14 protein-coding genes are annotated in these 13,672 nt (G+C 61.9%); 5 read left to right on the top strand and 9 right to left on the bottom strand.

The annotated features are described in order from the left end of the window. Positions 1–446: 446 nt before the first annotated feature. From NKH04_RS13885 to NKH04_RS13875, 3 genes are all read right to left on the bottom strand, one after another. Positions 447–1,424, bottom strand: a complete 978-nt coding sequence (locus tag NKH04_RS13885; protein ID WP_353044456.1) for a DUF3592 domain-containing protein — start codon at positions 1,422–1,424, stop codon at positions 447–449. Between the two features lie 257 nt (positions 1,425–1,681). Beyond that, entirely contained in the window at positions 1,682–2,701 is a 1,020-nt protein-coding gene (gene ilvC, locus NKH04_RS13880) for a ketol-acid reductoisomerase (protein WP_023676662.1), read from the bottom strand. A 23-nt stretch (positions 2,702–2,724) separates the two neighbouring features. Continuing rightward, on the bottom strand, positions 2,725–3,372 hold the full coding sequence (locus NKH04_RS13875) for a TetR/AcrR family transcriptional regulator (protein ID WP_352820459.1): 648 nt from the start codon (positions 3,370–3,372) through the stop codon (positions 2,725–2,727). A gap of 156 nt (positions 3,373–3,528) precedes the next feature. Here NKH04_RS13875 and NKH04_RS13870 point away from each other — a divergent pair, with 156 nt between their 5' ends. After that, positions 3,529–3,957 carry an anthrone oxygenase family protein gene (locus NKH04_RS13870; protein WP_352768909.1) on the top strand — a complete coding sequence of 143 codons (429 nt, stop codon included), beginning with the start codon at positions 3,529–3,531 and terminating at the stop codon, positions 3,955–3,957. A 38-nt stretch (positions 3,958–3,995) separates the two neighbouring features. On the opposite strand, the gene NKH04_RS13865 is transcribed toward NKH04_RS13870, so the two are convergent. Continuing rightward, a complete protein-coding gene (locus tag NKH04_RS13865; RefSeq protein WP_352820458.1) occupies positions 3,996–4,448 on the bottom strand; it encodes a MarR family winged helix-turn-helix transcriptional regulator in 453 nt (150 codons plus the stop codon). 100 nt (positions 4,449–4,548) lie between these two features. On the opposite strand from NKH04_RS13865, the gene NKH04_RS13860 reads away from it, so the two are divergent. Further along, positions 4,549–4,854: a Rieske (2Fe-2S) protein gene (locus tag NKH04_RS13860; protein WP_352470198.1), complete on the top strand. Its 306-nt coding sequence runs from the start codon at positions 4,549–4,551 to the stop codon at positions 4,852–4,854. Position 4,855: 1 nt separating this feature from the next. After that, the gene (locus NKH04_RS13855; protein WP_352539583.1) at positions 4,856–5,581 is read left to right on the top strand and encodes a glutathione S-transferase family protein; all 726 of its coding nucleotides are present in this window, start codon (positions 4,856–4,858) and stop codon (positions 5,579–5,581) included. Here NKH04_RS13855 and NKH04_RS13850 read toward each other — a convergent pair. Both NKH04_RS13850 and NKH04_RS13845 read right to left on the bottom strand, forming a co-directional pair. Continuing rightward, positions 5,529–6,767 carry an FAD-dependent oxidoreductase gene (locus NKH04_RS13850; RefSeq protein WP_352470196.1) on the bottom strand — a complete coding sequence of 413 codons (1,239 nt, stop codon included), beginning with the start codon at positions 6,765–6,767 and terminating at the stop codon, positions 5,529–5,531. The two genes, NKH04_RS13855 and NKH04_RS13850, sit on opposite strands and share 53 nt — an antisense overlap. A gap of 74 nt (positions 6,768–6,841) precedes the next feature. Continuing rightward, positions 6,842–7,252 (bottom strand): winged helix-turn-helix transcriptional regulator, encoded by a 411-nt coding sequence (locus NKH04_RS13845; RefSeq protein ID WP_352466906.1) that lies wholly within the window; start codon positions 7,250–7,252, stop codon positions 6,842–6,844. Between the two features lie 136 nt (positions 7,253–7,388). Between NKH04_RS13845 and NKH04_RS13840 the strand changes: the two genes are divergently transcribed. Further along, on the top strand, positions 7,389–8,279 hold the full coding sequence (locus NKH04_RS13840) for an SDR family oxidoreductase (RefSeq protein ID WP_353044455.1): 891 nt from the start codon (positions 7,389–7,391) through the stop codon (positions 8,277–8,279). 43 nt (positions 8,280–8,322) lie between these two features. Here the strand turns inward: NKH04_RS13840 and NKH04_RS13835 are convergent, their stop codons facing one another. From NKH04_RS13835 to NKH04_RS13825, 3 genes are all read right to left on the bottom strand, one after another. After that, positions 8,323–10,242, bottom strand: a complete 1,920-nt coding sequence (locus tag NKH04_RS13835; protein WP_352450049.1) for a potassium transporter Kup — start codon at positions 10,240–10,242, stop codon at positions 8,323–8,325. Between the two features lie 158 nt (positions 10,243–10,400). Further along, entirely contained in the window at positions 10,401–12,314 is a 1,914-nt protein-coding gene (locus tag NKH04_RS13830; protein WP_352501006.1) for a potassium transporter Kup, read from the bottom strand. Between the two features lie 96 nt (positions 12,315–12,410). Continuing rightward, positions 12,411–13,151 carry a pyridoxine 5'-phosphate synthase gene (locus tag NKH04_RS13825; RefSeq protein ID WP_352471639.1) on the bottom strand — a complete coding sequence of 247 codons (741 nt, stop codon included), beginning with the start codon at positions 13,149–13,151 and terminating at the stop codon, positions 12,411–12,413. A 115-nt stretch (positions 13,152–13,266) separates the two neighbouring features. Here NKH04_RS13825 and NKH04_RS13820 point away from each other — a divergent pair, with 115 nt between their 5' ends. Beyond that, positions 13,267–13,671 carry a SpoIIAA family protein gene (locus NKH04_RS13820; RefSeq protein WP_352450052.1) on the top strand — a complete coding sequence of 135 codons (405 nt, stop codon included), beginning with the start codon at positions 13,267–13,269 and terminating at the stop codon, positions 13,669–13,671. Position 13,672: the final 1 nt, after the last annotated feature.

Here is a 13,672-nt window from a genome sequence, read left to right as displayed (position 1 = left end):
TAGCATGGCCCAAGGCCGCGTCGAAAAGAAAGAATCGATGATGCGAAATCTCTTGATGCTCATTTCGATCTTAACATTTACGTGCGGCAGCGCCTTTGCCACGGAACCCTATGTGGGCACATGGTCCGGGGACAGATCGAACTGTACCGCCGTTGCGGATGTTCAACGCCAGACTGTCTACACATTGTACCGCGACGCGCTGTCGGTCCCTGCTCTCGGCTGCGAACACGCATCGTTTCTCAAGACGCCTACGGGCTGGGTGGCTCGGGCCAGCCAATGCTACGGATCCGACCCGTCGGCCGAAGAGCCGTTCTCCCGTGTCATCCATATTGTGGTCGACGGGGCGACGGTGAGATTGACATGGCCTGGCTTCGACAGCGGAGTTCTTGTCAGATGCTGAAGACAGGCGTCTTTTTCCGCTGGATATGCAGCCTAGGACAGCAGCTTCAGATGACGCCTACCAGCAGCGCGGCTCCACCGAGGAGGCCAACTGCGCAGACCCACAGGAGCCAAAGCCCGCTCACCCTGCATTCGAGAACCGCTGCAACTGGGTTGTCGGGATCGTAGTGGACCTCGACCTTGTCGCCCTGGAGGTAGCGCTGCGATCGACCGCTGACGAGGCTCGGCAGCGAAGCCGTCACGTTTGCGCCGAACGCGATGCGATCGGCGGCGTAGCGCTGGCCGGCGACGCTATAGCTGTAGACGACGCGGGATTTGAAGACTGTCCGCCAGGGCCGATAGCCGCCTCCGGACTTGTCGCGGGTCTCGAATTTCTGCAGGCCCGAAGCATCGATGCGTCCTGCCGTGATCGGCCATTTGGCCGCCTGTTCCGCAAGTGACTTCTGGGCAAAGCCCATGCGCAGGACAAATAATCCCATGAAAAGCAGCAGGGCAGCGGCGCCGAGGTTCTGCGGCCTGGGCAAAAACGGCCGGATCGCTTCGAGGAGGCCGCCGACGGAGAAGACCAATACAAGCGCGCCGACCACCAGCCCGGCCGAAAGCTGGACCATGAACTTGAAGGAGCCGTCGGGCATGGTGCGTTCGATCACCGCCTTGGCTGGATCGGCCGGATTGTAGAAGACGGTTACGCCGGCCCCGTTTGGAAATTTCGCAAGGGTTTCCGCCACGGCAAAGTTTCCAAGGTTCTCCTGCACGCTGTAGTGCGAACTGCGAAATGTCTTGCCGTTCACCTTGTATTCGAAGGTGATTGCCGGGAAGTTGCGGATTTCGGTCGACCCTCTGCTGTCCGAACCGGATCCCGAACTGGTCACCTCGCGGGCCTCGACCCGCGACGAGATGATCTTTCCCGGCGTCGGAGACCAGCGGCTGACCGCCCTCACCTCCCACCACTTCAGCAAGGTGACGAGGGAGAGCATGCCGGCAACCGCGCAGGCAAACCCGATCAACAGAAATTTGAGTTCCAACTCTCACCCCCTTGGCACTTTTGCGCCATGCCCCGCACAGGCATATCACGGTGATGAGGATAATGCGCCTGTCCAGAAGCCTGGAAACCACACGATCTTGATGCGAAAAGGCCGGCGGATCGCTCCGCCGGCCTTTCTTGATCGGCAATGAAATTGCGATCAGTTCTTGGCCTTGTCGACCAGCTTGTTCATGGAAATTCCCACGCGCCCGCAGGGCGAAGCCCGAGGACGGGTAACGAAACGAACGTGGGTGTCCTTCAGTTCTTGGCCTTATCAACCAGCTTGTTCTTCGAAATCCACGGCATCATCGCGCGCAGCTTGGCGCCGACTTCCTCGATCTGGTGGCTGTCGTTGTTGCGGCGGATGCCCTTGAAGCGCGACATGCCGGCGCGGTATTCCTGCATCCATTCCGAGGTGAACTTGCCGGTCTGGATATCCTTCAGCACGCGCTTCATCTCGGCCTTGGTCTCGGCGGTGATGATGCGCGGGCCCGAGACATATTCGCCCCATTCGGCGGTGTTCGAGATCGAGTAGTTCATGTTGGCAATGCCGCCTTCATAGATCAGGTCGACGATCAATTTGACCTCGTGCAGGCACTCGAAATAGGCCATTTCCGGCGCGTAGCCGGCTTCCACCAGTGTCTCGAAGCCGGCGCGGATCAATTCGACTAGGCCGCCGCACAGCACCACCTGCTCGCCGAACAGGTCGGTCTCGCACTCCTCGCGGAAATTGGTCTCGATAATACCCGAGCGGCCGCCGCCAACGCCGCAGGCATAGGAGAGCGCCAGGTCGAGCGCATTGCCCGAAGCGTCCTGGTTGACCGCGACCAGGCACGGCACACCACCGCCCTTCTGGTATTCGCCGCGCACCGTATGGCCAGGCCCCTTCGGCGCGATCATCACGACGTCAACCGAAGCTTTGGGCTCGATCAGGCCAAAATGCACGTTGAGGCCGTGGGCAAAGGCGATCGCTGCGCCATCGCGGATGTTCGGCGCGATCTCGGATTTGTAGATGTCGGCCTGCAGCTCGTCCGGCGTGGCCATCATCATCAGGTCGGCCCACTTGGCGGCATCGGCTACGCTCATCACCTTGAGCCCGTCGGCCTCGACCTTCTTGGCGGTCGCCGAGCCGGCCTTGAGGCCGATGGCGATGTCCTTGACGCCGGAATCCTTAAGGTTGAGCGCATGCGCCCTGCCCTGGCTGCCATAGCCGATGATGGCGACCTTCTTGCCCTTGATCAGGTTGAGATCGGCATCGCGATCGTAATAGACACGCATTTTTGTTCCTTCCCGTTTTGAATTCAGAGGCCTTGCGGCTCGGTTTTTGCCCCGTAAAGAGCGAGAAACTGCTGCGTCGCCCGGACGGCATCGCCGCCGATCGCCGCCAATTCCAGCCGGTCGCCAAGCAGCAGGCGGATCTGCACGTCGCGGGCGACCAGCCCGAAAAAGGTGCGGAACGCCGTCTCCGCGTCGGAAAACTCGAGGAAACCAGCTTCCTTGCCTGCCTCCAGCACCGGTTTAAGGCGCCGGGCCAGTGCGAAGCGGCCGTTCTCCAGCACGATGGCGCCGAGATCGTCCTTCCCCGAACTAGCATGGCCGACCGCCACCCTGTTCAGCGCGATCGAGGTGTCGCTCGAAATTACCTTGAGCCAGTCCGAAGCGAAGCGTTCGAGGCTCGCCGTCAGCGAAGGGAGGTCGAGCCCCTTGCGGTCGACCGGCACTACCCGCACCTTAGACGCCTGCCATTGTACCGTTGCCGTCAACAGCCCGTCGCGATCGCCGAACCATTTGTAGAGCGTCTCCTTCGAGCAGCTCGCCCGCCGCGCCACGGCGGTCATGGTCAACTGATCGCCCTCTTCGACCAGCAGGCGAAGGGCGGCGTCGAGCACGTCCTTCTGCCGCTCCGTCAGCGCCTCGCTGGTGTCGATGTCGGTCACAGCGTGCAACACAGTTTTTCCTCAGGACGCGAACTCACCCGCAGTTCAGATACGAGCTCGATGGCGTACCGTACGTTACGGTTCGGCTTTATGGCGTATTGCCCGACCCGACGCAAGCCTTTATTTCTGTAGCTTGCTCCATGCGGGGCATCACGGGAGACACTGATCATGCTCGCCGGATTGCTTGCGTTGACCGTTACCGCAGTGTTCGCGGGTGCGGCTATCTACGTCAGCGTCGCCGAACAGCCGGCGCGGCTTCGCCTCGAGGACAAAGCATTGCTGCAGGAATGGCAGCCTTCCTACAAGCGCGGCGCCGCCATGCAGGCCTCGATCGCCGTCATCGCCTGTATTCTAGGCCTCGTCGCGTGGTGGCTGACCGGCAATCTCGCTTTTCTGGCCGGCGCTGTGCTGATCATCCTGCCTTGGCCATGGACGCTGCTGGTGATGATGCCGGCAAATAGGTTGCTGGAGGCGATGGACGCGAACTCCGTCAATCCTGAAGCTCGGACATTGATCGCCAAATGGGGCAATCTGCATCTGGTCCGCGTCGGGCTTGGCGTTCTGGCGACGTTGGCATTCCTCTTGGGCAGTGCCTGACCTCGCCAATCGGTCGCCATCTTCGTCATGAAGGCGTGTCACTCCAGGGCGGGCGGATCTCGCAGGCGCCCAAGCAGAGCTGACAGCGCGTCCAGTTCAACATTGGAAAGCCGGGAGCCGACCAACTCCGCGATCGACCGGCCGTAGACAGCCCACATGCGGCGGCGCGTCTCGCGTCCCTTGTCTGTGACGCGGACTGTTTGCCCGCGGCCGTCATCGGCAACTGGAAGCTTCTCGACCTGCCCGTCGGCTTCGAGCCGCGCCAGCAGCCGGGAGATGTTGTACTGCGCAAACAGGGTGCGCTCGGTGAGTTGGAACGGCCGCAATCCGCCCTCGCCCGCCTCGGCAAGCTCGTGCAGGATGTCGTACCAGGCAAGCGGCGGCAGGCCACTGTCCTTCAGCGCGTCCTCGGCTCTTTCCAACAACTGGCGCGAAACCCGCATCAGGCGAGCCCAGGCCTTGATGGCTGGAGGTGTAGGAATCCCGGTCATGATTGCATCGTAGGCGATAGATGCAATTGCATCAAGCTTGACGATCGATGCAAATGCATCTATATAGATGCAATCGCATCAATCACGAGAGGCAATTCCGATGAAGCATGAAATCTGCAAGATCGCCGACATTCCGGAAACAGGCAGCCTCATCGCTCCGTTTTTCGGCCGCGAGGTCCATGTCTACCGCAGCGGCGAGCGTATCCGCGCCGCCGCCAACGTCTGCCTGCATTTCGGTGGCCCGCTCGACTGCAAGGACGGCAAGCTCGTCTGCCAGTGGCACGGCGCCTCGTTCGACATGGCGAACGGTGATCGCCTCGAAGGCCCGGCGCCGAAGGGCTCCCGCCTGATGTTCCTCTCCACCCGCGTCGAGGACGGTGCTTTGAACTATGTCTGGGGGGAGTGAGATGACCGACAAGCTCACTCTCGTCAGCCATCATCTTTGCCCCTATGTGCAGCGCGCGGCGATTTCGCTTCGCGAAAAGGGCGTGCCGTTCGAACGCATCACGGTCGATCTCGCCAACAAGCCTGCCTGGTTCAAGGCGATATCGCCGCTCGGCAAGGTGCCGCTGCTCCGCGTTGAGCATGACGGCCAGGAAACGGTGATCTTCGAATCGCTCGTCATCCTCGAATTCCTCGAGGAAACCCAGCCCAATCCGCTGCATCCCACCGACCCCTACGCCCGTGCCCGGCATCGCGCCTGGATCGAGTTCGGCTCGGCAATCCTCAATGCCATCGGCCGCTTCTATTCAGCTCTCACCGAAGCCGCCTTCATCGCCGAACGCGGGGCTCTGGCAGCAATGTTCGATCGCCTGGAAGTGGAACTGGCGAACGGCGCGGCTGGGCCATGCTTCGACGGCGAGCGCTTTTCACTGGTCGACGCGGTCTACGGCCCGATTTTTCGCTATTTCGACGCCTTCGACCGGATCGGCGATTTCGGCATCCTGGACGGAAAGCCGCATGTCCAGGTGTGGCGCGAGGCGTTGCGCAAACGCCCATCCGTGAAGGGCGCGGTCGCTCCCGATCATCCGCAACGCCTCCATGCATTCTTGCAGGCTAAGGGTTCGCACCTTTCGGAAATCATCCGCCAAAACGATCCGGCCACAGCGCTTCCGCAAGCCCTATCGGCTTGAATGGATTGAGCACCGTTCCTGTAACCATGGAAGCAAGAAACTGCGGCGCCGGCGGGACTTTTGCCAGCGTCGCCACCAGCCTGTCGCGGACGAACGGCATCACAATCGAGTCCGATTGATAAAACGGCGTCAGCACCAGCGACAGCGCCTGGAAGACCCGCACATGCCATCGCCGTGTCCGGACATAGGCCTCCAGTGCAGTATCGATACGGTCCGTTCCTATTAGTGCGTAGTTGAGCGCGGCTGCATCGAGCAGCGCCATGTTCGCGCCCTGGCCGAGCTGCGGGCTCGTTGAATGGGCCGCGTCGCCGATAACGGCCAATCGCCGTCCGGCTGGCGTCTTCATCGTGTGATGGCCATAGCGCGCCAGCGAGAGCTGCTCGAAACTGTCGATCTGGTCGATGAAGGCCGCGCATTCAGGCCACAGCCCGACCAATCTCGCCTTCCATGCCTCGAGACCTGCCGCCCAGACGCGCTCGGCATCCGCCGGCTTGAGGCTCCAGAAGAATGCCGCCATCTGCTGGGCATCCGGCTCGGGCCGGCCGATTGGCAGCACGCCGATCATCACGCTCGCGCTGTCGTAGCGCTGCAGCAGCGCGTGCTCGTCGAAACCCTCGCCGCGCCAGCCAAGCGATGCCCAGAACGCGCCATAGGCGAGCGATCGCGGTTCGCCCGGATTGTTCACGCACCGCCGCAGTTTGGAGCGCGAACCGCTGGCATCCACTACCAGGTCGAACGACCCTATCCGTTGTCCGTTGCCGCAGATCAATGTTGCCCGCTCGCCGGTTTCCAGCGTCTCGAGCTCGATACCTGTCTCAATGGTGAGCGCCTGGCGCCGGGCGGCGCGGAAAAGCACGCCGAACAGAGCCGCGCGGTGCACCGCCAGCCCGAAGCGGCCGCCACTCCGGGCATCGTAGCGGACGTCGAGCACTGTGCGGCCGGTCTTGGCATCTGCACCATGCAGGCGGTCTATGCGGCTGCCCAGCGCCAGAATGTCATCGAGCAGGCCGAGATCGGCAAGCACCGTCAGCCCGGTCGGCTGCAGGATCAGCCCGGACCCGACCGGTTGTGGCTGGTCGAAGCGCTCGAAGATGGTGACCCTATGTCCGGCGCGCGTGAGATAGAGCGCGGCGGCAAGTCCAGCCGGCCCGGCGCCGGCAATCGCGATGTCCAGAGAATTGCCCATCTGCCCGCCCCAACCCAGGCCGGACAATCCTTCAGCACCGCCGCTAAATCAAGCCGCCGTCTCGGCCTGGGGGCTCAGCCTTCGGCAGCATCGAAAACCTTCCGTGCCTCGCGTACAGCGCCGTGATTGAGCTCGGCCCATTGGATCAGCTGATGCAAGGGTCCAAACATCGAGCGCCCGAGATCGGTGAGGCTGTATTCGACGCTCGGCGGTTTGGTCGGGAACACCTGGCGATGCACATAGCCGTCGCGCTGCAGATCGTGCAGCGTCTGGGTGAGCATGCGCTGTGAAATATCGGGCACCAGCCGCCGCAATTCGCCGAAGCGGTACGGCTTCTCGGCCAAGGCCTCCATCAACAGTGAACTCCATTTATTGCTTATGCCCTGGATCACGTCGCGAACCGGGCAATCCGCAAGGTTTCCGCCACCGCTGCCTGCTTTGTATATCTCGAGCTTCGATCTCAGATTGACGATCTTGCCGTCCATGGCTGGTTCCCTGGGTGTGCCTACCTCCCGCAAAACTGCCTTCTTTACGAGGATGGGTCAATTCCTATTTTAGTGCTGGTCTCTTTTTGAGACTAACATATGCACCCGCCGCTCCGGCGCAACGTCAGGACATCTCATGACCGACACCCTTCTCGTCACCGGCGCCTCCGGCCAGCTTGGCCGCGGCGTCATTAATCATCTGCTTGACACGCTCAAGGTCTCCCCTCAGCGCATCATCGCCGCCACCCGCAACCCGGAACATCTGGCCGATCTGGCAGCCCGAGGCGTCACCATCCGGGCAGTCGACTTCGACGACGCCACGTCGTTGGCCAGTGCATTTACCGGTGCGGGCAGGGTTCTGATCATTTCGACAAACGAGCTCGCCGTTCCGGGCAAGCGCCTGAAGCAACATGAGGCTGCGGTCGCCGCAGCAAAAAGCGCCGGCGTTTCGCATCTGCTCTACACGTCGATGCCCAGTCCGGAGCCAGGATCGCCGGTACTGTTTGCGCCTGATCACCACGGCACCGAGCAGGCGATCAAGGCGAGCGGTATCCCCTACACCATCTTTCGCAACGGCTGGTATCAGGAGAACCTGTTCATGGCGCTGCCGCACGCCATCGCGTCGGGGCAGTGGTACACATCCGCCGGAGACGGCCGCATTGCCCATGGCGCGCGCGACGACATGGCCGCGGCGATCGCCGCCAGCCTTGCTTCGAGCGGAACCGAAAGCACGACATACACGCTGACCGGCCCCAAGGCCCACACGATGGCCGAGATTGCAGCCCTCGTCACCGAAGTTACCGGCAAGCCGATCGAGGTCGTCCAGCTTTCGGACGAAGCGCTGACCGGGGGATTGAAGGCAGCCGGCGTCCCCGAAGGTTTCGCGCCTGTCATCGTTTCCTTCGACACCAACACACGCTCCGGCCGCATCAGCATGGTGACGGACGCGATCGAGACGCTGTCCGGCAGGAAGCCGCGGCCGCTGAAGCAATTTCTTGAAGCAAACAAGGCGGCTCTGGTGAGCTGAGCCTGACAAATGGCCGTGCCCTTCGAAGGGCACGGCCGTTTGCTCAGATAGCCACCTGCGTTCCGATCTCGACGACGCGTCCGGTCGGGATCTGGAAATATTCCGTCGCATCGGCCGCCGTGCGCGCCAGCCCGATGAACAGCTTGTCCTGCCAGACCGGCATGCCGGAATTGGGCGAGGCCTTGAGAGAGCGCCGCGACAGGAAGAAGGACGTCGTCATGATGTCGAACTTCCAGCCCTGTTTGCGGCAGATCGCCAGCGCACGCGGGATGTTGGGCTGCTCCATATAGCCGAAGGTCAGCGTCACCCGCATGAACAGCTCGTTGACCATTTCCATCTTGACGCGCTCGCTGTCGGGCACAACCGGCTGCGGTGCCGTCACCACCGAAAGGATGACGTTCTGCTCGTGCAGCACCTTGTAGTGCTTCAGGCTGTGCATCAGCGCGGTCGGCGCGCTCAGCGGATCGCTGGTCAGGAACACCGCGGTGCCCGACACCAGATGCGGCTTCTTCTTCAGCAGATTGCCGGCGAGGAAATCCAGCGGGATCTCGTTCCGGCGCGTCTTGTCGAACAAATAGCGGCTGCCGCGGATCCAGGTCCACATAGTCATCACGATAACTGCGGCGATGGCAAGCGATGCCCAGCCACCTTCAAACACCTTGACTATGTTGGCGGCAAAGAAGCCGGTATCGACGAAGGCGAACACGGCCATCAAGGCGATCGCGACGCCGAGCGGCCATTTCCAGATGCGCGTCATCACAACAAAAAGCAGCACATTCGTCACCAGCATGTTGCCGGTCACCGAAATGCCGTAGGCCGAGGCCAGGCGGCTGGATTCGCCGAAGCCGACCACCAGCAACATCACCACCAGCGCCAGCATCAGGTTGATGCGCGGCAGATAGATCTGGCCCGACTGTTTTTCCGACGTATGCTGGATAACGAAACGCGGCAGCATATTGAGCTGCACCGCCTGTCTGGTCAGCGAAAAAGCGCCGGAGATCACCGCCTGGCTGGCGATGACGGTCGCCGCCGTCGCCAGCACGACCATCGGAATAAGCGTCCAGCCCTGGTTCATCTCGAAGAATGGATGACCGACAACGCCGCCATTTGCCAGCACGAAGGCGCCTTGCCCGACATAGTTGAGCAACAGACAAGGAAACACGATTGCCAGCCAGGCGAGTACGATCGGCTTGCGGCCGAAATGGCCGAGGTCGGCATAGAGCGCCTCGGCGCCGGTGACGGCGAGGAAGACCGCACCAACCGTGACGAAGGCGACATCGGGCGAGTTGACCAGGAACGACACGATGTAATGCGGGCTGATCGCCAGCAGGATTTCCGGATCGGCGATGATGTGGTTAATGCCGGAAAGGCCGATGGCCAGGAACCACAGCGCGGTGACTGGCCCGAACACCAAACCTACGCCGCCGGTGCCGAATCGCTGTACCGCAAACAGGATCGCCAGGATGGCCAGTGTCAGTGGCACCACATAGGGCTGGAATGTCGGCGTGACGACGTTCATACCTTCGACCGCCGATAGCACCGAGATCGCCGGCGTGATGACTGCGTCGCCGAAAAAAAGCGCCGCGCCGACGATGCCGATGCCGAGGATCACCGCCGAGCGCGTCGGGAAGCTGTTGCGCGCCAGCGCCATCAGCGACAGCACCCCGCCCTCGCCTCGATTGTCGGCGCGGAGCACGAACATGATGTATTTGATGGTGACGGTGATCGTCAGCGACCAGATGATCAGCGACAACACACCGAGGATGTCGCCACGGTTGGCGACGTTGCCACCGGCCGATGCGTGCAACGCCTCGCGAAATGCATAGATCGGGCTGGTACCGATATCGCCGTAAACCACGCCGAGCGCGCCCAGCATCAGCACCTTGGTGCTGTGCTGCTCGACCTCAGAATGGCTGGATTGTTCGACAGGTTCTGCCTCGTTACCAGCATTGGTAAGGGCCATGGACGACACTCCGGTAAGCGGGCGGTGCTCTACGCTTGCTGCGCTGCAATATCAAGTGCCGTCACGTAATGGCTCCGTCCCGATATTGCGAGCCCTCCACGACTTGGCAGACTCAGTCCGATCGGCAGACCACCTGGAATGTCGCAACGGACACGTTTTTAAATAGCCACCTGCGTCCCGATCTCGACCACCCGTCCGGTCGGGATCTGGAAATATTCCGTCGCATCGGCCGCCGTGCGCGCCAGCCCGATGAACAGCTTGTCCTGCCAGACCGGCATGCCGGAATTGGGCGAGGCCTTGAGAGAGCGCCGCGACAGGAAGAAGGACGTCGTCATGATGTCGAACTTCCAGCCCTGTTTGCGGCAGATCGCCAGCGCACGCGGGATGTTGGGCTGCTCCATATAGCCGAAGGTCAGCGTCACCCGCATGAACAGCTCGTTGACCATTTCCATCTTGACGCGCTCGCTGTCGGGCACAACAGGCTGCGGCGCCGTCACCACCGAAAGGATGACGTTCTGCTCGTGCAGCACCTTGTAGTGCTTGAGGCTGTGCATCAGCGCGGTCGGCGCGCTCAGCGGGTCGCTGGTCAGGAACACCGCGGTACCCGACACCAGATGCGGCTTCTTCTTCAGCAGATTGCCGGCGAGGAAATCCAGCGGGATCTCGTTCCGGCGCGTCTTGTCGAACAAATAGCGGCTGCCGCGGATCCATGTGGACATGATCAGCCCCATGCCGCAGGCGACCGTGATCGACACCCACCCGCCTTCGAGGATCTTGACGACGTTTGCGAGGAAAAATCCAGTATCGATCGTGCCGAACAGCAGTGTGAGCGCGGCTGCCAGTGCAAGCTGCCATTTCCACCGGAACCGCATCACCACAAACAACAGGATGGTTGTCATCAGCATTTCGCCAGTCACCGAAATGCCATAGGCGGAAGCCAGCGAACTCGAACTGCCAAAGCCGACCACCAGCAGCATCACGCCGAGCGCGACCACCAGATTGACCCGCGGCATGTAGATCTGGCCGGATTGCATCTCGGAAGTATGCTGCACCTCGATACGTGGCAGCAGATTGAGCTGCACCGCCTGCCGCGTCAGCGAGAAAGCGCCGGAGATCACCGCCTGACTGGCGATCACCGTCGCTGCCGTGGCCAGCCCAACCATGGGCATTAGCGCCCAATCCGGCAGCATCTGGAAGAATGGATTGGTGGGTTTGCCGCCGTTGGCCAGAACGAACGCGCCTTGTCCGAAATAGTTGAGGAGCAGACAAGGGAACACCACGGAGAACCACGCCAGCACGATCGGCCTGCGGCCGAAATGGCCGAGATCGACATAAAGGGCTTCGGCCCCGGTGACCGCCAGGAACACCGCCCCGACCGTGACGAACGCACCGGTGGGCGTATTGGCCAGATAAGCGACGGCGTAATAGGGATTGATCGCCAGCAGGACCGACGGGTCGTCCAGCAGATGGTAGACCCCGGCGGCGCCGATCGCCAGGAACCACGCTGCCGTCACCGGTCCGAACACGGCCGCCACCCTGCCGGTGCCAAAGCGTTGCACGGCAAAAAGCATTGCCAGGATGATCAGCGTGATCGGAACAACATAAGTTTCCAGCGTCGGGGTCACCACTTCCAGGCCCTCGACCGCCGAAAGCACGGAGATGGCCGGCGTTATGATGGCGTCGCCGAAAAACAGCGCCGCGCCGCAAAGTCCGATCCCCAGAATGAACCGGGCTCCCTTTGGATAAGCGTTGCGCGCAAGCGCCATCAGCGACAGCGTGCCGCCCTCACCCTTGTTGTCGGCTCTGAGCACGAAAGCGACGTACTTTATCGTGACGATGATCGTCAGCGCCCAGACGATAAGCGACAGCACGCCAAGGACGTCGTTGCGCGCTACCGGTCCCGACGATGCGTGCAGCGCTTCCCGAAACGCGTAGATTGGGCTCGTGCCGATATCGCCGTAAACCACGCCCAACGCGCCCAGCATCAAAACTCTGGTGCTGTGCTGTTCGGCCTTGGAGTGGCTGGATTGTTCGATGGGTTCTGCCTCGCTACCGGCGTGGGCAAGAGCCATGGACGACACTCCCATAGACGTGCGGCGCTCGACGCTGCGGGATGGAAAGGACGCGCTGCCGTGCCCGGAACGCATGGCCTATCGGCTCGCCTTTCTCTACCAGCCACAAGCCTTCAGAAACCGCCTGACCGTTGCGGCCATGCCATACTCCAACGCATCGGCTGTCAACCCATGTCCGATCGACACTTCGGCCAATGCCGGGATGCGCCTGGCCAGCGCCGGCAAATTGCTCACCACAAGGTCGTGCCCGGCGTTGACCTGGAGCCCTGCCGCCAATGCGGCATCCGCCGTCTTTCCCAATTTCTCCAATTCCTTCGCCGCTTTTGCCGAATCGGAATGATAGCTGCCGTATGGACCCGTATAGAGTTCGATCCGATCGGCGCCGGTGTCGCGAGCGGCGTTCACGCCAGCGGGATCCGGATCCGAAAACAGCGACACGCGAAAGCCTCCCTTCTTCAGGCGCTTGACGACCGGTGTCAGGAACGCAGCCTCGGCGGCGAAGTTCCAGCCATGGTCGGAAGTCGCCTGCGCCGGGTCGTCGGGCACCAGCGTCACCTGCTCGGGCTGATGCTTTTCCACAAGCGCCAGGAACTCCTCGGTCGGATAGCCCTCGATGTTGAATTCCGCATTCGGGAACTCGTCGTCGATCAGCGCCCTGATCTCAGGCAGATCGGAATGCCTGGTGTGCCGCTCGTCGGGTCGCGGGTGCACCGTGAGCCCATGCGCGCCGGCGGCAAGGGCGATGCGTCCGAGCCCCGTCACGCTTGGCCACGGCAGGTCGCGCCGGTTGCGCAGCATGGCGATCGCATTGAGGTTGACGGAAAGCTTTGCAGGCATTTGCACGGCTCCAGGCTGATCTTGGCGCGCATCTATACCGCCTTTAACGGGAACAGACAGAGGGTTTCAGGTGTTCCAAGGTGTGCGAAGGAAATCGAGCGCAAGGAGTTCCCTGTTGAATTTTCTCGAGGCTGTGCCGGCGGTTCGCCGCATCGATACCGATCGCGAAGATCTTTTCGCCATCGATGTCGTCGGCCATGTCGCAGCGGCTGACGCCGAAAACCTGTTCGGATTGCTGGAGGCGGCCTATGCGCTGCATCCGAAGATCGACGTGCTGGTGCGCCTGATCGACCATGAGGGTGTCGACTGGGCCGACGTATCGGACGAGACGATCGAACAGGGCATAGCTCATGCCGTGGAGCATATCGGCCGCTGCGCGGCGATCGGTGAGCCGAACTGGATACCGGAGGCAAGAGCCTTTTTGCCTGCCTCTTTGCCTATCGAACTCCGGCATTTCGAGGCCAAGGACGAAGCCGCCGCCTGGGAATGGCTTGACGCCAGACCGATCGCCCAGCGCTGAT

The sequence above is a fragment of the Mesorhizobium sp. M1365 genome, from assembly GCF_040317865.1.
In the GTDB taxonomy this organism is placed as follows: domain Bacteria; phylum Pseudomonadota; class Alphaproteobacteria; order Rhizobiales; family Rhizobiaceae; genus Mesorhizobium.
This window is presented reverse-complemented; position numbering and strand designations above follow the sequence as displayed.

Excerpts from the sequence above, each read along its gene's own strand:
- NKH04_RS13850 (WP_352470196.1), bottom strand. The coding sequence starts at position 6,767 with ATGGGCAATTCTCTGGACATCGCGATTGCCGGCGCCGGGCCGGCTGGA.
- NKH04_RS13845 (WP_352466906.1), bottom strand. The coding sequence starts at position 7,252 with ATGGACGGCAAGATCGTCAATCTGAGATCGAAGCTCGAGATATACAAA.
- NKH04_RS13840 (WP_353044455.1), top strand. The coding sequence starts at position 7,389 with ATGACCGACACCCTTCTCGTCACCGGCGCCTCCGGCCAGCTTGGCCGC.
- NKH04_RS13855 (WP_352539583.1), top strand. The coding sequence starts at position 4,856 with ATGACCGACAAGCTCACTCTCGTCAGCCATCATCTTTGCCCCTATGTG.
- ilvC (WP_023676662.1), bottom strand. The coding sequence starts at position 2,701 with ATGCGTGTCTATTACGATCGCGATGCCGATCTCAACCTGATCAAGGGC.
- NKH04_RS13830 (WP_352501006.1), bottom strand. The coding sequence starts at position 12,314 with ATGGCTCTTGCCCACGCCGGTAGCGAGGCAGAACCCATCGAACAATCC.
- NKH04_RS13865 (WP_352820458.1), bottom strand. The coding sequence starts at position 4,448 with ATGACCGGGATTCCTACACCTCCAGCCATCAAGGCCTGGGCTCGCCTG.
- NKH04_RS13860 (WP_352470198.1), top strand. The coding sequence starts at position 4,549 with ATGAAGCATGAAATCTGCAAGATCGCCGACATTCCGGAAACAGGCAGC.
- NKH04_RS13835 (WP_352450049.1), bottom strand. The coding sequence starts at position 10,242 with ATGGCCCTTACCAATGCTGGTAACGAGGCAGAACCTGTCGAACAATCC.
- NKH04_RS13870 (WP_352768909.1), top strand. The coding sequence starts at position 3,529 with ATGCTCGCCGGATTGCTTGCGTTGACCGTTACCGCAGTGTTCGCGGGT.
- NKH04_RS13825 (WP_352471639.1), bottom strand. The coding sequence starts at position 13,151 with ATGCCTGCAAAGCTTTCCGTCAACCTCAATGCGATCGCCATGCTGCGC.